The 22300-nt window shown below is 64.6% G+C and carries 15 protein-coding genes; 4 read left to right on the top strand and 11 right to left on the bottom strand.

What is annotated here, in order from left to right; translation table 11 throughout:
- Positions 1-114 precede the first annotated feature (114 nt).
- Positions 115-2943 carry a leucine--tRNA ligase gene (leuS, locus tag ACX1NL_RS11660; protein ID WP_458898230.1) on the bottom strand — a complete coding sequence of 943 codons (2829 nt, stop codon included), beginning with the start codon at positions 2941-2943 and terminating at the stop codon, positions 115-117.
- A 341-nt stretch (positions 2944-3284) separates the two neighbouring features.
- Between leuS and ACX1NL_RS11665 the strand changes: the two genes are divergently transcribed.
- On the top strand, positions 3285-3701 hold the full coding sequence (locus ACX1NL_RS11665; protein ID WP_458898231.1) for a DUF488 domain-containing protein: 417 nt from the start codon (positions 3285-3287) through the stop codon (positions 3699-3701).
- Between the two features lie 3 nt (positions 3702-3704).
- Here the strand turns inward: ACX1NL_RS11665 and ACX1NL_RS11670 are convergent, their stop codons facing one another.
- Positions 3705-5024: an amino acid permease gene (locus tag ACX1NL_RS11670; protein ID WP_269952709.1), complete on the bottom strand. Its 1320-nt coding sequence runs from the start codon at positions 5022-5024 to the stop codon at positions 3705-3707.
- A gap of 171 nt (positions 5025-5195) precedes the next feature.
- Between ACX1NL_RS11670 and ACX1NL_RS11675 the strand changes: the two genes are divergently transcribed.
- A complete protein-coding gene (locus ACX1NL_RS11675) occupies positions 5196-5648 on the top strand; it encodes a hypothetical protein (RefSeq protein WP_181889340.1) in 453 nt (150 codons plus the stop codon).
- A 67-nt stretch (positions 5649-5715) separates the two neighbouring features.
- Here ACX1NL_RS11675 and ACX1NL_RS11680 read toward each other — a convergent pair whose 3' ends face one another.
- The 4 genes from ACX1NL_RS11680 to ACX1NL_RS11695 all read right to left on the bottom strand — a co-directional run bounded on the left by ACX1NL_RS11680 (position 5716) and on the right by ACX1NL_RS11695 (position 11103).
- Entirely contained in the window at positions 5716-6753 is a 1038-nt protein-coding gene (locus tag ACX1NL_RS11680; RefSeq protein WP_181889341.1) for a histidinol-phosphate transaminase, read from the bottom strand.
- 13 nt (positions 6754-6766) lie between these two features.
- Positions 6767-8158: an aromatic amino acid transport family protein gene (locus tag ACX1NL_RS11685; RefSeq protein WP_239356515.1), complete on the bottom strand. Its 1392-nt coding sequence runs from the start codon at positions 8156-8158 to the stop codon at positions 6767-6769.
- Between the two features lie 64 nt (positions 8159-8222).
- Positions 8223-9482, bottom strand: coding sequence for a M20 family metallo-hydrolase (locus ACX1NL_RS11690; RefSeq protein ID WP_181889343.1), 1260 nt, complete (start codon positions 9480-9482; stop codon positions 8223-8225).
- A gap of 16 nt (positions 9483-9498) precedes the next feature.
- Positions 9499-11103, bottom strand: a complete 1605-nt coding sequence (locus ACX1NL_RS11695) for an amidohydrolase (protein WP_458898232.1) — start codon at positions 11101-11103, stop codon at positions 9499-9501.
- A gap of 123 nt (positions 11104-11226) precedes the next feature.
- Between ACX1NL_RS11695 and ACX1NL_RS11700 the strand changes: the two genes are divergently transcribed.
- Positions 11227-12402 (top strand): helix-turn-helix domain-containing protein, encoded by a 1176-nt coding sequence (locus ACX1NL_RS11700; protein ID WP_181889345.1) that lies wholly within the window; start codon positions 11227-11229, stop codon positions 12400-12402.
- Here the strand turns inward: ACX1NL_RS11700 and ACX1NL_RS11705 are convergent.
- From ACX1NL_RS11705 to gabT, 4 genes are all read right to left on the bottom strand, one after another.
- On the bottom strand, positions 12362-13999 hold the full coding sequence (locus ACX1NL_RS11705; RefSeq protein WP_181889346.1) for a thiamine pyrophosphate-dependent enzyme: 1638 nt from the start codon (positions 13997-13999) through the stop codon (positions 12362-12364). The genes ACX1NL_RS11700 and ACX1NL_RS11705 overlap by 41 nt on opposite strands.
- A 160-nt stretch (positions 14000-14159) precedes the next feature.
- The gene (locus ACX1NL_RS11710; RefSeq protein WP_458898233.1) at positions 14160-15530 is read right to left on the bottom strand and encodes an aldehyde dehydrogenase family protein; all 1371 of its coding nucleotides are present in this window, start codon (positions 15528-15530) and stop codon (positions 14160-14162) included.
- A 19-nt stretch (positions 15531-15549) separates the two neighbouring features.
- Positions 15550-16938 (bottom strand): NAD-dependent succinate-semialdehyde dehydrogenase, encoded by a 1389-nt coding sequence (locus ACX1NL_RS11715; protein ID WP_392398677.1) that lies wholly within the window; start codon positions 16936-16938, stop codon positions 15550-15552.
- Entirely contained in the window at positions 16939-18252 is a 1314-nt protein-coding gene (gabT, locus tag ACX1NL_RS11720) for a 4-aminobutyrate--2-oxoglutarate transaminase (protein ID WP_181889349.1), read from the bottom strand.
- A gap of 127 nt (positions 18253-18379) precedes the next feature.
- Between gabT and ACX1NL_RS11725 the strand changes: the two genes are divergently transcribed.
- Positions 18380-19819, top strand: coding sequence for a PucR family transcriptional regulator (locus ACX1NL_RS11725; RefSeq protein WP_458898234.1), 1440 nt, complete (start codon positions 18380-18382; stop codon positions 19817-19819).
- Positions 19820-19828: 9 nt separating this feature from the next.
- Here the strand turns inward: ACX1NL_RS11725 and ACX1NL_RS11730 are convergent, their stop codons facing one another.
- Positions 19829-22135, bottom strand: coding sequence for a LamG-like jellyroll fold domain-containing protein (locus tag ACX1NL_RS11730; protein ID WP_458898235.1), 2307 nt, complete (start codon positions 22133-22135; stop codon positions 19829-19831).
- Between the last annotated feature and the right edge of the window lie 165 nt (positions 22136-22300).

The raw sequence follows: 22300 nt of genomic DNA on the forward strand, positions 1-22300 counted from the left end.
GAACAAATCAACCGCCCAAAAAGGGATTTGTTCACCGAGGAGGCCCCGGCGGGTGAATAAATTGGGGTCGGGCGGGCCGGGGCCGGGCGGCCCCCGCCCCAAAGCCCAAGACCCCTACTTGACCACCAGGTTGACCATGCGGCCCGGGATGGCGATCACCTTCACCACGTTCTTGCCGGCGATGAGGCCGGCCACGCGGTCGTCGGCAAGTGCTGCGGCCTCGAGGTCGTCCTTGGAGGCGTCGGTGGCGACGTCGATGCGCGCCTTGACCTTGCCGTTGATTTGGACGGGCACTTCCACGGTGTCGTCGACAAGCCACTGCTCAGAGAACTCCGGGAACGGCTCGAACGTGATGGTCTCAGAGTGGCCCAGCACCGACCAGAGCTCTTCGGCGATGTGGGGCGCGAGCGGCGAGACCATCTGCACCAGCGGCTCGACGGCGGCGCGCGGCGCGCCGTTCGGGTAGGTCTTGGTCAGGTAGTTGACGTATTCGATGAGCTTGGCGGCGACGGTGTTGTCGCGCAGGTGCTCGTAGTCGTCGCGCACGCCGGCGATGGTGCGGTGCAGGGTCTTGGAGTCCTCGTCGGTGAGCGCGGTGTCCACGACCGACGTCTCACCGGTCGCCTCGTCCACAACCAGGCGCCAGAGGCGCTGCAGGAAGCGGTGCGCGCCGACGACGTCCTTGGTCGCCCACGGGCGGGAGGTGTCCAAAGGCCCCATGGACATCTCGTAGACGCGCAGGGTGTCGGCGCCGTACTCTTCCACCACATCATCGGGCGCGACGGAGTTCTTCAGGGACTTGCCCATCTTGCCGTACTCGCGGTTGACCTCGGCGCCGTCGTAGAAGAACTTGCCGTCCTTTTCCTCCACCTCGGCCGCCGGCACGTACACGCCGCGCGAGTCGGTGTAGGCGTAGGCCTGGATGTAGCCCTGGTTGAACAGGCGGCGGTACGGCTCCTGGGAGGTGACAAAGCCCAGGTCAAACAGCACCTTGTGCCAGAAGCGGGCGTAGAGCAGGTGCAGCACCGCGTGCTCCACGCCGCCGACGTAGAGGTCCACGCCGCCCGGGTCGCCTTCGCCGTGCGCGTCGGGGCGCGGACCCGTCCAGTAGCGTTCGTTTTCGATGTCCACGAATGCGTCAGCGTTCGTCGGGTCGATGTAGCGCAGCTGGTACCAGGAGGAACCGGCCCACTGCGGCATCACATTCGTGTCGCGCCAGTACTTCTGCTTGCCGTGGCCCAGGTCCAGCTCCACCTCGACCCAGTCGGTGGCCTTAGCCAGCGGCGGGGCGGGTTCGGAGTCGGCGTCGTCGGGGTCGAAGGCGACGGGGTTGTAATCCTCCACCTCCGGCAGCTCCACCGGCAGCATGTCCTCGGGCAGCCCGTGCGCCTGGCCGTTCTCGTCGTACACAATCGGGAACGGCTCGCCCCAGTAGCGCTGGCGCGCGAACAGCCAGTCGCGCAGCTTGTACTGGATCTTCTCGGAGCCCCTCTGCCTATCGACGAGCCAAAGGATCGCCCGCTCAATAGCCTCACCCTTGCCCAAGCCGTTCAAATCCAGGCCGTTGTCATTGGCGGAGTTGATGTGCTCCGCGTCGCCGGTGAACGCCGCCTCGGTAACGTCGCCGTCCAGCACCGGGGTGATGGGCAGGCCGAAGACGGTGGCGAACTCGAAGTCGCGCTCGTCGTGCGCCGGCACCGCCATGATGGCGCCGGTGCCGTAGCCGGTGAGCACGTAGTCGGCGATGAAGATCGGGACCTCTTCGCCGCTGACCGGGTTCACGGCATACGAGCCGAGGAACACGCCGGTCTTTTCCTTGTTCTCCTGGCGCTCCACGTCAGACTTCGCGGCGATCGAGCGCAGGTAGGCATCGACTGCCTCGCGCGGGGTGTCGGTGCCGCCGGTCCAGCGGCTGTCTACGTCGGAAGGGTAGGAGGCGGTGACCAGCTCGTCGACAAGCGGATGCTCCGGCGCAAGCACCACGTAGGACGCGCCGAAGAGCGTGTCCGGGCGGGTGGTGAAGACCGTGATGTCGCCGGCGGGGGAGGCGAAATGCACGTCCGCGCCGCGGGAACGGCCGATCCAGTTGCGCTGCATGCTCTTGACCTTTTCGGGCCATTCGAGCAGGTCAAGGTCGTCGAGCAGGCGGTCCGAGTAGTCGGTGATGCGCATCATCCACTGGCGCAGGCGCTTGCGGAAGACCGGGTAGTTGCCGCGCTCGGAGCGGCCCTCGGCGGTAACCTCCTCGTTGGCCAGCACCGTGCCCAGGCCCGGGCACCAGTTGACCATGGAGTCGGAGAGGTAGACCAGGCGGAACTCGTCGATAGCCTTGTGCTTCTCCTCCGTGGTCAGGTCGCGGAAGTTGCGGCCGTCCTTGGTGGTGCGGGCGCCGGACATGAGGTCCTTGACCAGGTCCTCGATCGGGCGGGCCTTCTGCAGATCCTCATCGAACCAGGCGTTGTAAATCTGCAGGAAGATCCACTGCGTCCACTTGTAAAACTCCGGGTCCGTGGTGGCCACGGAGCGGCGCGGGTCGTGGCCGAGGCCCAGCATGGCCAGCTGGCGGCGCATGTTGGCGATGTTCGCCTCGGTGGTCACCTGCGGGTGGGTGCCGGTCTGGATGGCGTACTGCTCCGCGGGGAGGCCGAAGGCGTCGTAGCCCAGCGTGTGCAGCACGTTCTTGCCCAGCATGCGGTTGTAGCGCGCATAGACGTCCGTGGCGATGTAGCTCAGCGGGTGGCCCACGTGCAGCCCCGCGCCCGAGGGGTAGGGGAACATGTCCTGGACGTTGAGCTTGTCCTTGGGCAGCTCGTCGCCGGTGGCAAGGTCGCCGACCGGGTTCGGGGCGTAAAACGTCTGGTTGTCGCGCCAGTACGCCTGCCACTTCTGCTCGATGGTGTTGGCCAGCTCGGCCGTATAGCGGTGCGGGGTCGCCTCAGTCATGGTTATGCAGTGTAGTTAAGGGCATTTGGATGCAGGCGCCCGGCGCGGGGTCCGGGGCGGAGCAGGTTCTGGGTGGGCTCTCGGTGGGGGCGGGTTCTAGGTGGTTTTGTACGAATCGACAATTCAGACGAGCGTCCAGATTTAACACTGCAGGTAGAGAGCTTATGCACTGTTTCGCATGTAAACTTTTACAAAATCACAGTTCCTGCCGCTCGAGTTCCGACAGTCTCGACCCACTTTTCGTTGGCGATTACCAATAGTTGGTCCACCCGAAATTGTCCGCAATGCGGAGTCCGCAACCGCGCCAACGTACCGCGAGCCACACCGCTATGGTCGCAAATATGCAGCTCTACACCATCGGCTACAGCAAGAAGACCGCGGAGGAGTTCTTCAACATCCTCCGGGACAACGGCGTAAAGCAGGTCGTGGATATCCGGCGGCACAACACAAACCAGCTCGCCGGCTTTACCAAGAAGTCGGATTTGCCGTGGTTCCTCGACACCATCGCGGGCATCGGTTACTCCCACGAGCTAGCACTCGCGCCCAGCGAGGACCTCATGCGCGCGTACCGCAAGGAGGGCCTACCGTTCGACACGTTTGCGAAGCGGTTGCGCGCCGAGTTCGCGGAGCGCACAATGCCAAAGCTTATCGACGGCTCCGCCCTCCTCTGTTCAGAACCCGACCCCGCCGTGTGCCACCGATCCGTGGCGGCGGATTACCTGGCCGAGCACGGCGACTTCGAGGTCGTGCACCTCTAGGCGTTAACCGGCGAACATCTGCCAGATGGCGACACCCATGATGACCACGCCGAGCACGAACACGAACCAGGTTTCCGGCTTGTTGGCGTAGCGCTGGTAGTCCTTGGCGTAGCGGAATAGCAGCATCGGCACGATGTACACCAGGAAGGTGATGAACACGCCGCCGACCACGGAGATCAGGTCCAGGATCGACGGGTTGAGGATGCCGGCGATCACCGTGGTGACGAAGATGAAGACGTAGATGCCCCATCGCAGCTTCTTCGGGTCCATACGCTCAGCGACGCCAGGCGCCACGGCACGCACCAGGTACGTGGTGCCTTCCTCGGCGCCCATGACGTGGCCGAAGTAGGACGACGCAATCGCGCAGAGGGCAACGATCGGGGAGAGGATCGCTAGGAACGGCGTGTGGGTCTCGTTGGCCAGGTAGGACAGCACGGGGATGTTCTGCTCGCGGGCGGCGTCCATGCCGTCGGCGCCCAGCGCCAGGGTGCAGGACCACACGAAAAACATGGTGAACACCACCAGCAGCGCGGTGGTGATGAGCTCGGTCTTCGCCACGGCCTTCTTGGTGGACTCCAGGTCATCCGGGTACTTCTTCTGCACGTCCAGAGCGAACTGGGACATCGCCGGCATGTGGTTGAAGGAGAACACGAACACCGGCAGGATCAGCAGCATCGCTTTCCAGAACGGCACGTCGGACTCGTAGGAGCGGAAGCTGGCCAGGTCCCACTGGGGGATGAGGTAGAACGACACCGCGGCCAGCGCGATGATCAGGGGGTAGACCAGCAGGTTCGCAAACGCCAGGGTGGCCTTCTTGCCCAAGGCGTAGGCACCGGTGAGCACGCCGACGCACAGGATGGCCATGAGCCAGCGCGGCACCTCGGGGCCGCCGAGCTGATTGACCACGAAGCTGTCCATGGTGTTAGTGATACTCACGCCGTAGATGAGCACGATGGGGTAGATGGACAGCCAGTACATCAGGCCCGTCATCAGGCCGCGGTTGCGGCCGGCGAGCGCGGTGACCACCTGCAGCACGTCCAAGCCTTTGACCGGGGAGGCGGCCACGATGCGGGCGTAAGTGCGGTGGGAGAAGAACACCATCGGGCCGATGAACAGGGTGATCAGCAGTAGTGGGAGAAAGCCGAAGCTGCCGGCGTCGATGGGGAGGAACAGGATGCCGGCGCCGACGGCGGTGCCGAACAGGGTGATAGCCCAGGACAGGGTGCCGCCGTCGGGGACGGCGCCGGACCGGTTTTCCTCCACCTGCCGTTTGTCGGCGACGGTGAGGTGGTCCAAATTGAACTCTTTGCCCGCTGTGGTCAAAGGTACTCCTTAAGACGTGAGTGGTTTAAGCCACACGGAATCATAAGGCACCACAACGCGCAGCAATAACTGGGGAGACCACGGGTGTACACCACGGCCTCTTGCGGACAGCCGTCTCGGCGCAGGATATATTGACTATTGTTGTTTCCCGCCCCTGAACAGGAGTTTCCCATGAAGAAGTTCACCGCCGCCGCGGTTGCCGCCACGATGGCCGTTTCCCTGGCGGCCGGCCCCGCAGACGCCGCGTCCAACACCATGGCCGGCAGCAAGAACACTCCGGTGTGCAAGCTTGAGCTCGACGGCATCGGCTCCAAGAGCGTCACCCAGGAAATCGTGGCGGAGAAGGGGATCGAGGGCGTGGAGCTGAACAAGCTCACCGGCATCCAGCGCACCGCCGCGGCCGTCGGCGAGGCATTCGGTTCCACCGACACCGCGGCGCAGCAGAAGGCGAACAACGCCCAGGCTGTACAGGCGTGCCTGGACGGCGAGGACTACAAGTCCGAGCCGCTGGAGGCGGGCATCAAGGGCGGCATCATCGCCACTGTTGTGCTCGCGGTGCTCGGCCTAATCGCGAACTTCGCGCTGCAGTCCGGCGCAATCCAGCTGCCGAAGCTCGGCCGCTAATACGTGGTGTAGAAGACGCTGGTCATAGCGCTATTTTACGGCAGGAACGGGCGAACAGCAGGCTGTCTTACGTGCTAACAGGCAGTCCCGCGCGCCGCCATGCGGTAAGGAACTGATCAGTCTCTGCCTCGTCGGTAATGCTCACGCGCGCTCCCGAATCTGGGTAGCTGCGGATGATGATGCCCTCGGCACTGATCTTCTGCTCAATCTCAGCGCCGTTCACGCCTGGAATCCAGACGAAGTTTCCGTGAGAACGCTGTACGCCGAGCTCCTCAGAGACCCGGTCGCGCTGGGCTTGAGTCTCTTTAACTCGCACCATGAGTTCATCATGCGCCTCCAGCGACGCGACGGCTGCAAGCTCCGAAAGTTCGGTGACAGTGAGCGGAAGCGCAACTAGACCGAGCGAGCGAATCAGCTCCGGGTTGCCGAAGCCGTAGCCGACACGCAACCCCGCCAAACCGTAGGCCTTAGAGAAGGTACGCGCACCGATAAGGTTTGGATACTTCGCGATTTCCTCGACGCCGTCCGGAGTGTCCTTGGCATCGTTGAACTCGTAATACGCCTCATCCAACACCACCACGATGTCTTCCGGAACCCGCCGCATGAATTCAGTGAACTCGTCTTTGGTGATGGTCAGGCCGGTGGGGTTATTCGGGTTGCAAATGATGATGAGGCGGGTGCGGTCTGTGATTGCGTCTGCAACCGCATCCAAATCAATCGCCTCATCCTCGCCGAGTGGGACCTGGACCGGGGTGGCCCCGCCGACGCGAGCGTAGAGCGGGTATGCCTCGAAGCTGCGCCAGGGAAAGAGGACCTCATCGCCTGCCGCACACGTCATCAGTACGGCCTGCTGGATCACCGCCGACGCCCCGGGCGCGACCGCAACCTGCTCTTCCGATAGACCTAGGCGATCAGCCAACGCCTTTCGCAACACCGGCGAGCCGGAGATGGGGTACCGGTTCGCCCGCAACGCCGATTCACGGATCGCTTCTAGCGCGGTAGGCAGGGGCCCGAAGTTCGCCTCGTTGGCGGACAACTTCAATTTTGTTTCGTCGGACTTTCCGGGCTTGTAGTCCGGGAAGAGGGAAAGATCTGCACGAAGCACAAGCGGTCCTTTCTTAGAACATTTGCCAGATAGTCACGCCCATGATGATCAATCCCATGATGAGGACGAAAATCGTGTCTGGACGGCGAGCGTAATGCTTGAACGCGGTGGCCTTGTTAAACAGCAGGTTGGGCACGATGTAGACGAGGAAGGCGACGAAGATGCCGCCGACCGCGGAAATCAGCGTCAGAATCGACGGGTTGAGCACTGCCACCAGAACCGTAGTCACGAACACGAAGACGTAGATGCACCAGCGCAACGCCTGCGGGTTAATCCTGTCCGCTACGCTCGGAGCCGCCACGCGGATGAGGTAGGACGTTCCTTCCTCGGTGCCCAGCATGTGGCCGAAGTAGGAAGATGCGATCGCGCAGATGGCGATCACCGGGCTGATCACCGCCATGAACGGGGTGTTGGTGACATTGGCGAAGTAGGACAGGATCGGGATGTTCTGCGCGCGGGCCTCATCCATGCCCTCCGCGCCGAGGGTGAGCGAGCAGGACCACACGAAGAACATGGTGAAGAACACGAGCATGATCGCGGTGATCAGCTCAATCTTGGACACTTCGCGCTCGGTGGCCGCGACGTCGCCCTTCTTCTTCTTTTGCACGTCGAGGGCGAACTGGGACAGCGCCGCCATGTGGCTGAAGGAGAACACCATCACCGGCAGAAGCAGCAGCATGGACTTCCACAGCGGAGTGCCAGATTCGTACTCCATGAAGCCGGCGAGGTCCCATTTAGGAATGAGGTAGATGGACACCGCGGCGAGGGCGATGATGAGGGGGTAGACAAGGATGTTGGCCAGCCACAGGGTTGCTTTCTTGCCCAGGGCGAACGCACCCGTCATCAGGCCCACGCAAATCGTGGCGAGCACGACACGGTTCACGTGCGGCCCGTTGAGTTGGTTGACGATCATGCTGTCCACCGTGTTGGTGATGGAGATGCCGTAGATCAGCACCGTCGGGTAGATGGCGAGCCAGTAGAGGATGGCTGTAGCCAGGCCGCGCTTGCGCCCGGTTAAGGCTGTGACGACCTGCAAGACATCCAGCCCTTTTTCCGGGGACGCGGACACAATGCGCGCATACGTGCGGTGGGAGAAAAACACGAGCGGCAGCACGAGGAACGTGGCAATGAGTAGCGGCCAGAATCCGAAACTTCCGGCATCAATGGGCAAGAACAGAATGCCGGCGCCGACAGCGGTGCCGAACAGCGTGATGGCCCAGGACAAGAAGTTGCCGTCGGGAACGTCTCCAGCCCGGTTTTCCTTGATCACCTCAGCATCAGCCGCCGAGAGCTGGTCCATCTGAAACTCGGCTCGGGACTGCGCGATGTGTTCGTCGCTGTGCAGCTCAGGCAGACCGCCATGTATCTTTTCGCCGGAAGAAGACCGGCTAAACGTAGTGGACATAAGTGTGGATCCTTTTCGTAGGGGCTATTGCCATCTGAATTGGTTGGTTTGAATCAGGTGAGCATCAGCGTTCATCGGGTGCGAGCTTGCCAACCGCCAACTCTTCGACCACCCGGGTAAGCAAAGCCAGTCCGGTGAGGCAGTCTTCATCCGTGGTGTACTCGGCCTCGTTGTGGGAAATGCCGTCGACGCTGGGGATGAACAGCATGACGGTGGGGTAGTGCTCCTTCATGTTCGTTGAGTCGTGGCCCGCCACCGTGAAGATCTCTTGGTGGGACAGTCCGAGTTCCTCTGCGCACGTGCGCGCCAGCTCTACGCCGGCCTCGGGGTAGGGGTTGAGCGCCCATTCGTGTGTGAGCTCGAGGTCGACATCGACCTTTGCCTCGTCGGAGGCGGCGGCAACGATCTCGTCCACACGCGCCCGCGCCTTCTCCAGCACCTGCGCGGAAGGGGAGCGCAGGTCGACGTTGAAGCGGACCTCGCGCGCGATGGTCACCGGCGAGTTGGGCTCCAGCGTGAGCTGCGAGACCGACGCCTGCAGCTGCCCTTCCTCAAACTCTTCTGTCAGGCGGCGCACGCCGGCAATCACCAACGAGGCGCCGAACAGGGCATCGCGGCGGTCCCGCATCATGGTGGATCCAGTGTGGCCCTGCTCGCCGCGAACTGTGGCGGCGAACTTGCTTGCGCCCCAGGTGGCGGTGACCAGGCCGATTTGGTTGCCGTTATCTTCCAGCTCCCGGCCTTGCTCGACGTGGATTTCGGCGTAGGTGGCTACCTTTGGGGCGTCGATAAGCGGCGCCCACTTCGCCGCATCAATGGCCTCGCCCGCTGTAACTCCCTGCAGGTCTGTGGCTTCACGCGCCACCCCGAGGTCGAGGAAGCCGGTGAAGACTGAGCTGCCCATCATCGACGGGGCGAAGCGGGAGCCTTCCTCGTTGAACCAATTCACCACCGCGAGGTTGAACCGGGGTGTCAGCTCGCCGCTTTTCGCTTTCGCGGCCACACGCGCGGCGGCGTGGGCACCGGCGAGCACGCCGTACGCGCCATCGAAGCGTCCTGCGAGTGGCTGCGAATCCAGGTGCGAGCCAACAGCGACGTAAGGGGCGCCCGGCACCAGCTCAAACAGGCCGTACTGGTTGCCAATCTCGTCGAAGCCGACTTCCGCGCCGAAACCCTCGAGCACGCCGGTGAACCAGGCGCGGTTTTTCACGTCGCCCTCGCTTGCGGCCTGGCGCTCCACGCCGCCGCCGGGGGTTGCGCCGTTCTTGCTCATCGCCGCGAAATCCGAGAGGAACCGCTCATCTGTTGGCTGAATGGTCTGCATTGTGTTCAAGTCCTTCCTAAAAGCTGCCGTGGACGAGTTGCCCGCCCAGCACAGTGGCCTCAACGGGGATGTCGCCGATCTGGCTGGCCGGCACTTCGGCTGGATCGGCTCCCAGGACCACAAGATCTGCGAGCTGGCCAGGCGCAATCTGCCCCTTCTTCCCAGCCCAGCCTGTCGCCGCGGCGGATCCCGCGGTGTAGGCGTACAGCGCCTCGTCGACGGTGATCCGGTCCTCCGGCCCGTACTCTTTGCCCGCGGCCGTGGTGCGTTCGACAAAGCTCTGCACCACGGCGAGCGGGGTGCCCGTGGCCACTGGCCTGTCGGAGCTGCCCGGCAGCACCACGCCGCGCTGGAGCAGCCGCTTCGCCGGGTAGGAAAGTGCTGCCCGTTCGGCGCCGATCGCCTCTGCCATCGCGTCTCCGAATTCCGCGATGAAGCGCGGCTGTGGCACGAGCACGACTCCGGTCTTGGCCATGCGCTCGATTTGGTCGTTCCGCACCACTCCGCCGTGCTCGATGCGGTGCGGGACCGTGCGGGGCCCATGCTTATCGACGGCTTCGCTGATCACGTCCAGCGCAAAATCCACCGCTTTGTCTCCGATCGCGTGCAATGCCAGCGACCACCCGCCGGCCGCTGCCGCGAGCGCACGCGAACGCATCGTTTCGGTGTCGCCTTGGAAGTACCCGGCGTGGCAGCAGCAGGCGTAGTCCTCGGTCATGGCCGCTGTCTTTCCCAGCAAGGATCCGTCGGTGAAAATCTTCACTGGCCCGATCTGCAGCAGATCGTCTCCAAGTCCAGTGCGGATGCCGGCGTCGAGGCCGTGCACCACCGGGTCGCCCTCGTGGCCGTCGATGCCGTGCAGCGCGTCGAGAGTGATCATCGCCTGCGTACGCACGTGGAGCTTTCCCATCTCGCGCGCCCGCTGGTAGAAGCCGAACTCCTGGGGGCTGTGTCCGATCCAGCCGCCTGCGACGCCTGCGTCCGTCACCGAGGTGATGCCCTCGCCGAGGTAGTGCCGCCCGGCGCGGTCAAGCGCGTCGGTGATGTTGCTTTCGCTTTCCGGCTGCAGCACATCGTTGATCGGGCGCATGGCGTTTTCGTCCAGCAACCCAGTGGCGTTGCCGGTGTCGTCCACGACCACTTCTCCGCCTTCTATCTGCGGCGGGTTCGCCGGATCGATTCCGGCTCGGCGCAGCGCCTCGCTGTTGACCGTGTATGCGTGCCCGGAATTGTGCTTGATCAACAGCGGTTTGCCCGCGGTTGCGTGATCGAAGTCGGCGATCGGCACCGGCCCGTCTGTGAGCAGGTTCGGATTGAATCCGCTGGCTACGACCCAGTCGCCAGTGCTTCCCGTCCGCAGTGCCGCCAGCACGTCGCCACGCGTGCGCGCGCCACCGAGGTTGATTTCCCGCAGTGTCTGGCCGAACCACACGCTGTGCGCGTGGGCGTCGTTGAACCCCGGGATGACGGTGCGGCCGCGTGCATCGATCACCGTGTCGCCGGGCGCTGGCTCGCTGTCCACCTCCAGGATGCGGCCGAAGCCCATGCGTATCGACGTCGCGGTGCCGCCCGCCCCGTCCATAGTTTTTGCGCGCGCGTTGATGATGGTGGTTGCGTTCATAAGCCCGCCTCCTCCGTGCAGCTCTAAATTGTGTCCCCTGACACTATTGGGTAACCGCCGTGATTGGCACCTCTTTGCGGACATCTGGCACATCTCATAACCCGCGCTTGTAACGTTGTGCACATGCACACTGATTCGACGGACGGCTGGAACGACATTGTCCAGCAGGTTCGTGAGGACTTACCCGAGCTCGTCGATGCTTTCCTCGAGCAGTTCCACGACTTGGGCTACTACCGCGAGGACATCGTGGACGACGCCGAGCTCCGCTCGACAGCCTCCAGCATCCTGGGGCTTTTCCTGGTGCAGCTCGAATACGGGATGGATGAAGACTCACTCGCAGCGCACGCCCGCCAGCTGGGCACCAAACGAGCGCACCAGGGCGTGCGCCTGTCCGCGCTGGTAGATGCCATCCAGATCGACTTCACTGTGTTGTGGGACCACTTCCGCGCAACGGTTTCCCCGGAACAGCTGCCTGTGCTGGTGGAGCACGTGGCGGACATTCAGAAGCTGGTGTCGCGCTACACGGTGCATATCCGCGGCGCGTATGCGGCCGAGCAGGCGCGGGCGCGGCACGACGCCCGTTTCGCCCACGCCCGCCACATTGAGCGGCTCTTTTCCGCCGAGCATTTGGGGGAGCAGGCCATGGGGGCCATCTCCAGGGCACTGGGGATTGCGGAGGGCACCGCCATCGACCTCGTGGTGTTCCACCCCAGCGAGTGGGCCCCGGCCCAAACCGTGCTGGAGCCTCTCGCCGCCCGCGGGGAAATCTTCGGCCACGGATACCACGGCCTGTACGCGGCCTTCTTTCCCGCCAGCACACAAGCCCAGGATTTCATCCGGGATCACACAGACCACCTCGGTGCGGTGACGTTCAACCAGCTCCCAAACTTGGCGGCGGTGCGAGCCGCTGTGCGTGCGAGCGTGAGCATGTTCGACGCCGCGGAAAACCCCGGCCGCCTCATCCCTGTGCAGGACGTGGCCTGGGCGTTAGCGGCGCAGCAGATCCGCCCGTTGCTTCCTGTGCAGCTTCACGCTGCGCACGCCGGGGTGGTGGAGCTGCGCAAGAGTGCGCCGGATGTGGTGGATACCGTGGAGGCGTACCTGAAAAGTGGATCCACCAAAGATGTGGCAGCGCTGCTGCACTGCCACCGGAACACGGTGGTCAACCGCCTGCAGTCCTTCAAGGCGCACACCGGCCTGGACGTCACCGTCCCGTCGCAGGCGGCGCTCGCGCTGGCCTCGCTACCGTGGAAGGGCGCTATTCCGGCAGCCCCAGCTCCTGCGCCACAATCACATTGACGATGGCGGGCACGCGCTCCTCGCGCACCTTCCGCAGTGCCCGCTCGATGGCACCGGCGGCCTGGTCGTCTGCAGTGACCAGCTCGCCATGGCCGCCAAACGCTTTCGCCACCTCCGCAAAATCCGGATTGACCATCTGGGTTCCGCTCACCCTGCCCGGGAAGTACTTCTCCTGGTGCCCGCGGATAGTGGAGTACTGGCCGTTGGTCACCGTCACCGCCAGGAACGCGGTGCCCTCCTGCACTGCGGTGGCGAACTCCTGGCCGTTCATCAGGTATTCGCCGTCGCCGGCGATCGTAACAACGGTGCGTTCCGGGAACTCCAGCGCGGCGGCAACCGCCGCAGGCACCGAGTACCCCATGGAGCCGTTGCGCATGCCCAGCTGGGAGGGGAACTGCTCGGTGCGCAGGAAACGCTGGGCCCAGATGCAGTGGTCGCCGGCGCCGAAGGTGTAGATCCCGTCGTTGCCAACCTGCTCCTGAAGCTGCCGGAACACCTCCTCCAGGTGGGCGGTGCCTTCAGGTGCTTTACGCCAGGTATCCGGCTGGCTGATCGCGGCAAAGTCGAGGTGCGCCTGGTGCGCGGCGGCGTAGCGCTGCTCGTCCGCCACCGGCACGTCCAATGTGGCCAGCGCGTCCACGAACTCCGCTGGCGAGGCCACGATGTGTTCGGTCACCGCGCCGGAGTGGCCGCGCAGCGCTGTGTCCATCAGTGCGATGATGTTCACCGCGTCCGGGCTTTGGCGCAGGGTGTAACCGTCCGTCGGGACGTCGGTAAGCGCCGCGCCTACCTGCACCAACACATCGGCGTCGTCCAACAGGCGCGCGACGTTCTCGTCGCGGCCGTAGCCCAGCCAACCGGCGTTGGCGGCAGCGGAAAACGCGATGCGGTCCGTTGCGCGCCAGTCGTGCACCACCGGAATGTTGTGGGCGTCCGCGAACTCGGCGAGTTTGCGCGAGGTCTCCTGGTCCCACCCGGGGCCACCTGCGTAGATCAGCGGCCGTTTCGCGGAAGCAAGCTGCTTTTCGACGGCGTCCCGTTGCCCCTGCGACGCCCCTCCCCGCGACACCGGGCGGGGAGGATACACAGTGCCTTCGAACTCTTCGTAGAGCACATCTTCCGGCAGACCGACCACTACCGGTCCGGGGCGGCCGGTGGAAGCCTGGAAGAACGCGTCGGCCACGACGCGGGATGCGGAAGACGGGTCGTCCAAAACGAACACCTGCTTGGCCTGCGTCCCAAACCACGCCTTCGGGTCGAACTCCTGGAAGGACTCGCGGTCCCGGTCCGAAAACGGGATCAGTCCGACAAACAGCACCATCGGGGTGCAGTCCTGCCATGCCGCATGAATGGCCACGAAAGCGTTGGACGCACCCGGGCCGCGGGTGACCATGGCAACGCCGGGCTTGCCCGTCGCCTTGCCCTGGGCTTCCGCCATGTAGGCGGCGCCGCCTTCCTGCCGGCAAACCACTGTGTCGATGGAAGAATCGTGCAGCCCGTCCAGCACCGGGAGGAAGCTTTCCCCAGGGACGATGAACGTGCGCTCGACGCCCTGCGCCTCCAGCGCGTTCACGATTTCCTTGCCGACATGGACCATGCGGGTGCCACCTTTCTCAATCGGTTATGCCTCCTCGGGAGCGTTTCCCCGAGCGTATTTGAGACGCCGCAGCCAAAAATGTGGTTGCGGAGATCCCGTGCGAAACGTCAACGGCTATGTCAGGAGCGTATGCAAATGCACACTCACCCAGCACCGCCGTCTACTCGGCCACGTAGTAGAGCTGCTTGTTCACAAACTCATCCATGCCCACCGGGCCGAGTTCGCGGCCGTAGCCCGATTGCTTCACGCCGCCGAAGGGCAACTCAACCCCCTCGCCGGCGGGAGTGTTCACGTTGGCCATGCCAACCTCCAGACGGTCCGCGACCGCCTTCGCCCTGTTCTCGTCCGTAGAGAACACCGCGCCGCCGAGCCCGTATAGGGAGTCGTTTGCAAGGGCGACGGCTTCCTCGTCCGAGGAGACCTTGTACACCTCGGCGACGGGGCCGAAGAATTCCGCGTAGAAGGGCTCAGACCCCCGGGGGATGTCCGTGATTACAGCGGGGGAGACGTACGCGCCGGACTCGCTGAGCTCTCCGCCGACCCGCAGGTTGGCGCCGGCGGCAACGGCCTCGTCGAGCTGCTGGCGCAGCCCCTCTGCCGCGCCTCGCGACGACAGCGGGCAATACGTGCCCTCTTCCACCTTGTCCCAGGTCGTCGGCCGCATCGCCTTTGCCAGCTCTACCAGCTCAGCCACGAACTCGTCGTAAATATGCTCCATCACAATCATGCGCTTGTTGGAATTGCACGCTTGGCCGGTGTTGATCATTCGGGTGGTGAAGGCCAGCTTCGCCGCCGCGGCCACATCGTCCGTATCCAGCAAGATGTAGGGGTCTGTGCCGCCAAGTTCCAGCACGACTTTCTTCAGCTTCTCGCCGGCTTGAGCCGCGACGGCCGCGCCGGCACGCCCGGAGCCAGTAAGAGAAATCCCCTGGATACGCCTATCCGCGATAATGTCCGAGACCTGTTCATGCGAGGCAAAGACGTTGACGTACACGCCGTCGGGGATCCCGGCCTCGCGCGTGAGTTCCTCGAATCGCAGTGCGCTGCGCGGGCAGATCTCCGCGTGCTTGAGCACGATGGTGTTGCCCAACATCAGGTTCGGGCCCACAAAGCGTGCGACCTGGTAGTAAGGAAAGTTCCACGGCATGATGCCTAGCAAGGGTCCGAGGGGCAAGCGGCGCATCACCGCTGTGCCGCCTTCGGTTGGTAGCTGCTGTTCCGCCGCGAATTTCTCGCCGTTGTCTGCGTAATAGTCGATGATATCGGCGGAAAACTCGATCTCCGCCACCATCTCCTGCAACGGCTTGCCCATCTCTGTGCACGACACTTCTGCGAGCTCGCGGCTGTTGCCGCGGAGAAGCTCCGCGAGCGTTTTCAAGCGCTCCGCACGGTAGCTGTACGGTTGCGCGGACCAGCCGGCAAAAGCGGCGGCGCTCGCTGCGATCGCGTCCTGGACCTGCTGATCAGTAGCGCCAGTGAAGGTCTCCACGACTTCGCCGGTAGCCGGGTTGGTTACTGCGTATTGGGACATGGTTGTGATTCCTTTCTGGTTACAGCGCCAGGTACTTCACGTCGAGATACTCGTCGATGCCTTCGGCGCCGCCCTCCCGGCCGAAGCCGGATTGCTTGATACCACCGAAGGGGGCCGCGGCGTCCGAGATGGCGCCGCGGTTGATGCCCACCATGCCGGCCTTGAGCTCTTCGGCGAGACGGTGGCAGGTATGCACGTTCTCGCTGAATCCATACGCCGCCAGCCCGAACTCGGTGTCGTTGGCGGCAGCGATGCCCTCGTTGAGGTCGGCGAAGGTGGTCACGGTGGCCACCGGACCGAAGATCTCTTGGCGCAGGATGGGGGCGTCCGCAGGGACGTCGATGAGGACGGTGGCCGGGTAGAAATAGCCCTTGCCTTCGGGGACCTCGCCGCCGGTGGTGACGGTGGCTCCGGCCGCAACCGCCTTATCGACGAGCTCCGCTATCCCGTCGCGCTGCTTCGCGGTGATCATCGGGCCGAGCGTGACGCCGTCGTCAAGGCCGTTGCCCATAGTCACCTCCGACATGCGCTGGGTGAGGCGCTCGGTGAACTCCCCGGCCAGAGACTCGTGGACGATAAAGCGGTTCGCCGCAATGCAGGCCTCGCCGCCGTTGCGCATCTTCGCCTGCATGGCGCACTCCACAACGAGATCCAGGTCCGCGTCCTCGCAGACCACAAACGGCGCGTTGCCGCCGAGCTCCATCGAGGTGCGCAGCAGATTGTCTGCAGACTGCTTGACCAGGATCTTGCCCACTGCGGTGGAGCCGGTGAAGGTGATCTTGCGCAAGCGCTCATCCGCCATCAGGGTCTCCGACAAGCCGGCGGAGTCGGTGGTGGTGAGAATCTGCACCAGGTCCTTCGGGCCGCCTGCCTCCGCAACCGCCTCGCCGATGACGTCTGCGACAAGCAACATTGTCAGCGGGGTCTCTGCGGCGGGCTTGACCACGATTGGGCACCCCGCCGCCATCGCCGGGGCGATCTTGCGGGTGGCCATGGCCAGCGGGAAGTTCCAGGGCGTAATCGCCAGCACGGGGCCAACCGGGACGCGCGTGACCGCAATGTCGCCGTTTCCCGCGGGTGCTCGGCCGAGGCGGCCGGGGATGCGCACCGCCTCTTCCGCAAACCAACGGAAGTACTCGGCACCGTAAGCAACCTCGCCCTTGGCTTCCGCCAGCGGTTTGCCCATCTCCTTGGTCATCGTGCGCGCGAACTCGTCGGTGCGCGCGGTGATCTTCTCGTACACAGCGCGCAGCACCTCAGCGCGTCCTCGCGGCGAGAACTCCGCCCACGCCCGCTGCGCTTCAACCGCACGGCCGAGAGCCGCAAGCCACTCGTCCTTGCCTGTGTCCGGTACTTGGGCGATGACGTCCTCGGTGGCGGGGTTCAATACGTCGAACTGTTTCGCCATTTACGCCACACGCTCCTTAATCGCGCCAGCGAGGATCTCCAGCCCCTCAACAAGTAGGTTCTCGGGGATCACCAGCGACGGCAGCAACCTGATCACGTTGCCGTCCATACCGCAGGTGAGAATCAGCACCCCCTGCTCCTTGCATGCGGAGGCAACGTCTGCGGTGGCCGCGCCGTCCTCAAGCTCCAGCGCGATCATCGCGCCACGGCCGCGCAGCTCCCGCACTCCGTCGAGCTCCGCCAAGGGTTCTAGGTGTGTGCGCACGATTTTCTCGATCTCGCGTGCGCGGCCCGGCAGGTCGTGCGTTTCCATCTCCTCGATGGCGGCCAAGGCGGCGGCACAGGCAACGGGGTTGCCACCGTAGGTGCCGCCAAGCGCGCCGGGAATGGGGGCATCGATGATTTCGGCGCGGCCCGTGACACCGGACAGCGGCAGGCCGCCGGCGATTCCCTTGGCCGTGGTGATCACGTCCGGCACCACGCCCTCGTGGTTGACGGAGAACCACTCGCCGGTGCGGGCGAATCCGGCCTGGATCTCATCGGCGACGAAGACGACGTCGTTGTCGCGGCACCACTGCGCAATCGCCGGCAAGAACCCTTCCGCGGGGACGATGAAGCCTCCCTCGCCCTGAATCGGCTCGATGACCACGCAGGCGAGGTTTTCTGCGCCGACCTCCTGCTCGATGGTTTTGATTGCGCGGTCGGCGGCTTCTTGGCCCGTCAGGCCGTCGCGAAGCGGGTAGGAGCCCGGCACCCGGTGGACGTCAGAAGCGAAGGGGCCGAATTTGGTCTTGTACGGCTTGTTCTTCGCCGTCATGGCCATGGTGAGGTTGGTGCGTCCGTGGTAGCCGCGGTCGAACACCACTACCGCTGGTTTTCCGGTGTAGGAACGCGCCACCTTCACAGCGTTTTCCACCGCCTCTGCTCCGGAGTTGAGCAGGAAGGACTTCTTGGCAAAGTCGCCCGGGGTGAGCTCGTTGAGCTTCTCACACACGGCGACGTAGGACTCGTACGGCGAGACCATGAACGAGGTGTGGGTGAACTTCCCTGCCGCGTCTGCAACCGCCGCAGCAACCTTCTCGTTGGACGCGCCGACCGAGGTCACGGCGATGCCAGAGGCGAAGTCGATGAACGCATTGCCGTCCGCGTCCACGAGCACTCCACCGTCACCCTCGACCACATAGCCAGGCAGCCCGGGGGAGAGGGCGCGCGCCACAGCACTCTGGCGGCGAGCGTCCAAATCCTTGCTCTTTGGCCCCATCCCGTCGGTGCTCACGCGGCGTTCTTGGGGGAGGTGGTACTTCAGATCCTGCATGCTGTGCTCCTTGTCTCCTTGCAACCATCGTTTCAACGTGTTGCAGCACAGTATGGGGACTCGGTGTGACCGGCGCCATGTACAGTGTGGCGATATTGCATCGACGTGATGTACGGAATGGAGCCCAATGGATCTGACCTTCACCTGGCTCACGCACAAACCAGAGCTGGCATTGCGCCAAGTTGTCGCCCCCTCTACCAGCGGCTTCGCGCTTGCGCAGACGAACGAACTCGAGGACGCCACCGAGTTCATCCAACCCGATTCGCTTGTGCTCACCGTGGGCATCGCCTTCAAGGACAACCAATCGGACCTGGGGCGCTACATCGACCACCTGGCGGACGCCGGGGCCGTGGCGATCGGCTTCGGCACCGGCCTGACGTTTACCACCATCCCCGAGCAGGTGGTCACCACGGCCCGGCGGCGCGGCATCGGACTGTTCGAGGTGCCGCGCCACATTCCGTTCATTTCGATCCTGACGGCGATCCACCAGGAGCAGCGCCGCCGCGCCCAACTTGAGCAGCAACGCCTCATCGACGACCAGGAACGCCTCACCCGCGCCGCCATCCCAGGCTCGTTGGACATGCTGGTCAGCACGGCTGCTGAGCTGCTGGATGCCAGCGTGCGCATCAACGGGCCCGGCGCGGCGCCGGTGGCCGCCGCCGAGTCCGCCGGGTACACACGCGCCGTGGACGAGGGCGCGCGCCTGCGCAGCTCAACGCACCGCCTGGTGTCGGGGCCGAAGCGCCCGTACTCGCTGGAGGTTGCCTCGGCGCAGCGTCCCCCTGCCGCGCTGCTGCGCCACTGCGCTGGTCTGGCAGACATGCTGCTGGCACGCCCCGCGGAGCTGCGCGCGGCACGCAACGAGCTCAACGCTTTCGCACTTTCGGCACGCTTCGGACTCGGCGACGGGTCCACGCTGCTGCCCCGGGGCTTCGACACGCCTATCGACGACTCCGGTCTCACCCGCCCAGCCGTCATCACCGCCGATAGAACGCGTGCACTCGAACAGGCGCGCAACGCACTAGATACTGCGGCCGACGCACAAGGGCACTTTCTGTACGCGGCGCCCCTCGACCGGCTGAGCATGGTAGTGCTGGTCCACCCCGACCAAGACGGCGCGGACTTTCTCGCCGCTCTCGGCGCCACCGCTCAGCGCGTGCGCGTCGCCGTCAGCCGCCCGCTGCCTGCGGCAGATCTCGATGCAGCCCACATCCGTGCGTTGAAATCGCGGTGCGGGGTGCTCGCACTCGGCGACAGTTCTCTTCCCGGTTCTTCGCGCGCGAGCTGGCTGACCGAACCCGCGGTGGCAGAGGCTCTGCGAGCACAACGCAAGGAGCTGTTCGGCGTGCTTGAGGCAGAGGACGCCGAGCGCCACACCGACTACGCCCGAACCCTGACGGTCTTCTTGCAGCACGGCGGGCAACTCGTCCAAACCGCAGAGGCGCTAGGCATCCACCGGCATACCGCCCGCTCCCGCATCGCACGAATCCAGGAGCTGTGCGGAATCGACTTGTCTGATCCGGCGACGTTCGCCGAGGCGTTCTTCGCCGCGACAGCCGAGGTCTAGGCCACGAACCTACATCTGAGGCAGGAACGGGCGCAGCTGGTCCACAATCCACTGGAGCGTTCCGCCCGCGCCGGCGAGCACCGCCACGAGCAGGCCGAGCACGCCCACCAGCACGCCGCCGGCGAAGGCGCCGACGCTGCTGCCCACGTTGGAGGAGCCGTCGCTGGAGGAGCTGTCGTCGGTAGGCTGCGGCTCGGCGGTGACAGTGGTCGGCACGGCCACGGTCGTGGTCGCGGTAGTCGGCGTGCCTGACACAGTGCTGGTGACGGTGGTCGGCACGGCCACGGTGGTCGTCACCGGAGCAGGCGCGGACGAAGGCGCAGCGGAAGACGGAGCGGCGGTGGTGGTCGGCGCCGGGGCCTTGCCGCGGGCGGTCAGCCACTGGTCCGGGCCGATCGGGTGGTCCACCATGCGGATCTCGCCGATGTTGCCGAACCAGCCGTCGACCTTGTCGTTGTCCCAGGCGGAGGTGCCCAGCAGCCACTTGTCGCCGTTGCCGCCCATGCCCAGCGGGCCGTAGCCGTCGCGCAGGATCGGGGAGCCGTCGACGTACATGGTCACGGACTTATCGGCCGGGTCGTTGACCACGGCGATGTGCATCCACTTGCCCTTCGGCACCTCGTGGGTCCAGTTGGAGAAGCCCTCGCCGTTTTCGCCGTAGGAGTACCACCGCAGTTCGCGCAGGCTGGACACGCCGAGCATCTGGATCGGGTCGCCGTCCTCGTCCTCGGGGTGGGTGATGGTGCCGGAGGCGTCGCGGATCAGGGCGTTGGACCACTTGTTGTTGTCGGCGTTCCAGTCCTCGTCGAGCTTGAGGAAGGCCTCCACGGTGTAGCCGTTCTTGAACTCCTCCGTGTTGATGTCCGCGCCGGTGGCGGTTTCGAACCAGGCGGTGGAGTGCTTGAACTTCGGGTCCTTCCAGCGCAGGGAGCCGCGGTCCGCGGACAGCGGGTGCTTGTCGTCGGAGAAGGTCACGGCATCGGCGCCTGCCGCGATGCGGTGGCGCACGCGGGTCATGTCGTCGCCGTTTGCCACGTCGGGGATGACGGCGCCGGCGGGGGCAGCTTCGCCGTCGTTAAGCAAAGTGCCCTCGACCTTCGTCTGGCCGGGGCGCCAGTGCACGACGGTGCCGTCCACGTACGCGTAGTCCTGCTCGTCTTTCGGCTTGTCCTTTTCGGTGACCTCGTAGGCCTTGTAGCCGTCGGTGATGGTCTGCTTCAGCGTCTCGTTGTAGTCCGGGTCGTTGGCGTCGCCGGCTTTGAAGCCCGGCGCGAACGCCTTGAAGCGCTCCGCGAAGTCCAGATCGATGGTGTAGGAATCGCCCTCGCCCTCCATGATCAGGTGGTCGAAGGAGTTCAGCTGCTCGTACTTCTTGGACTTCACCCACGGCGAGTACGCGAGCATCTCGAGCTGGTTGTTGGTCAGGTCGAACTGCAGCTGACCCATCAGGCCGTTGCCGCCCAGGTAGGCCATCTGGTAGTCCTGCAGGATGTTGATCACGTCGTGACCAGCGTCGTTTTTCTCCACGTGGTAGCCCGCACCGTGGTGGTGGCCGGCGATGGTGAGGAAGATCTGGTCGTTTTTACGGATCAGCTTGTCCCAGAGGTGCTCGCCGTACTCCTTGGTGAAGTAGGTGGAGCCATCACCGTTGATACCCGAGATCTCGTGCGTGGTGAGGATCACGGGCAGCTCCGGGTGCTTATCGATGACCTGCTGCGCCCACTCCAGCGTTTCATCGTTGGCGCGGAAACCGAGCGCGAGCACCAGGTACTTCTGCCCCTCGGCTTCGAAGATGTGGTACTCCGAGTCGACGCTCTGGCCCGGGAAGGCGTAGCCGTCGCCGCCGTTGTGGATCTCCGTGGAGGCGGTGCGGCCCATGTAGGTGGAGTTCTTCTTCGCGCGCTCCTCCGGGAAGTACTCGGTGAACGCGGATTTCCCGTCGAACATGGTCAGGTCGTGGTTGCCCGGCAGCACGGAGTAGTTCACTCCGGCGTCCTCGAGCTTTTTCATCGCGCGGTCCGCGATGTCCCAGCTGGCGCGGTCTTCCGGCTGGTCCACCACGTCGCCCAGGTGGGTGACAAACTGTGTGCCGAGCTTCTTGTGGTTTTCCGCCAGGAACTCGGTCTGCACATCGAACGGGTTGGTGCCGTAGCGGTCGCCGAAGATGTCGCCGGCGGCCTCGGTGCCGTAGCGGGCGTAGAACTGGGTGTCCGGCATGACGCCGAGGGTGAAGCGGGAGGCGAGATCCTCCGCGTTAGCAACGGGAACTGGGGTGAGCAGGGCAAGGGCAGTAATCGCGGCGATGTGCTTGCGCATGAGGGTCCTTCGTGTCCGAGGGTTGGTAGGCAGTTGGAAACGTAGCGCCCTAAGGTTTCGCTGAGGTGAATTTCAGGTGAAACTTATGCTTCTCGACGTTCAGCTCCGCCCCGCCGCCGTTTCCCGCCATTTCACCAGGGAATTCTTTTTAGACCCGTTTTTCGG

The sequence above is a fragment of the Corynebacterium sp. CQ3829_602738 genome, from assembly GCF_054478435.1.

Coding starts and splice junctions, on each gene's coding strand:
- ACX1NL_RS11690 (WP_181889343.1), bottom strand. CDS start 9,482: ATGCAGACCATTCAGCCAACAGATGAGCGGTTCCTCTCGGATTTCGCG.
- ACX1NL_RS11725 (WP_458898234.1), top strand. CDS start 18,380: ATGGATCTGACCTTCACCTGGCTCACGCACAAACCAGAGCTGGCATTG.
- ACX1NL_RS11730 (WP_458898235.1), bottom strand. CDS start 22,135: ATGCGCAAGCACATCGCCGCGATTACTGCCCTTGCCCTGCTCACCCCA.
- ACX1NL_RS11715 (WP_392398677.1), bottom strand. CDS start 16,938: ATGGCGAAACAGTTCGACGTATTGAACCCCGCCACCGAGGACGTCATC.
- leuS (WP_458898230.1), bottom strand. CDS start 2,943: ATGACTGAGGCGACCCCGCACCGCTATACGGCCGAGCTGGCCAACACC.
- ACX1NL_RS11665 (WP_458898231.1), top strand. CDS start 3,285: ATGCAGCTCTACACCATCGGCTACAGCAAGAAGACCGCGGAGGAGTTC.
- ACX1NL_RS11685 (WP_239356515.1), bottom strand. CDS start 8,158: ATGTCCACTACGTTTAGCCGGTCTTCTTCCGGCGAAAAGATACATGGC.
- ACX1NL_RS11675 (WP_181889340.1), top strand. CDS start 5,196: ATGAAGAAGTTCACCGCCGCCGCGGTTGCCGCCACGATGGCCGTTTCC.
- ACX1NL_RS11695 (WP_458898232.1), bottom strand. CDS start 11,103: ATGAACGCAACCACCATCATCAACGCGCGCGCAAAAACTATGGACGGG.
- ACX1NL_RS11710 (WP_458898233.1), bottom strand. CDS start 15,530: ATGTCCCAATACGCAGTAACCAACCCGGCTACCGGCGAAGTCGTGGAG.
- ACX1NL_RS11705 (WP_181889346.1), bottom strand. CDS start 13,999: ATGGTCCATGTCGGCAAGGAAATCGTGAACGCGCTGGAGGCGCAGGGC.
- ACX1NL_RS11700 (WP_181889345.1), top strand. CDS start 11,227: ATGCACACTGATTCGACGGACGGCTGGAACGACATTGTCCAGCAGGTT.
- gabT (WP_181889349.1), bottom strand. CDS start 18,252: ATGCAGGATCTGAAGTACCACCTCCCCCAAGAACGCCGCGTGAGCACC.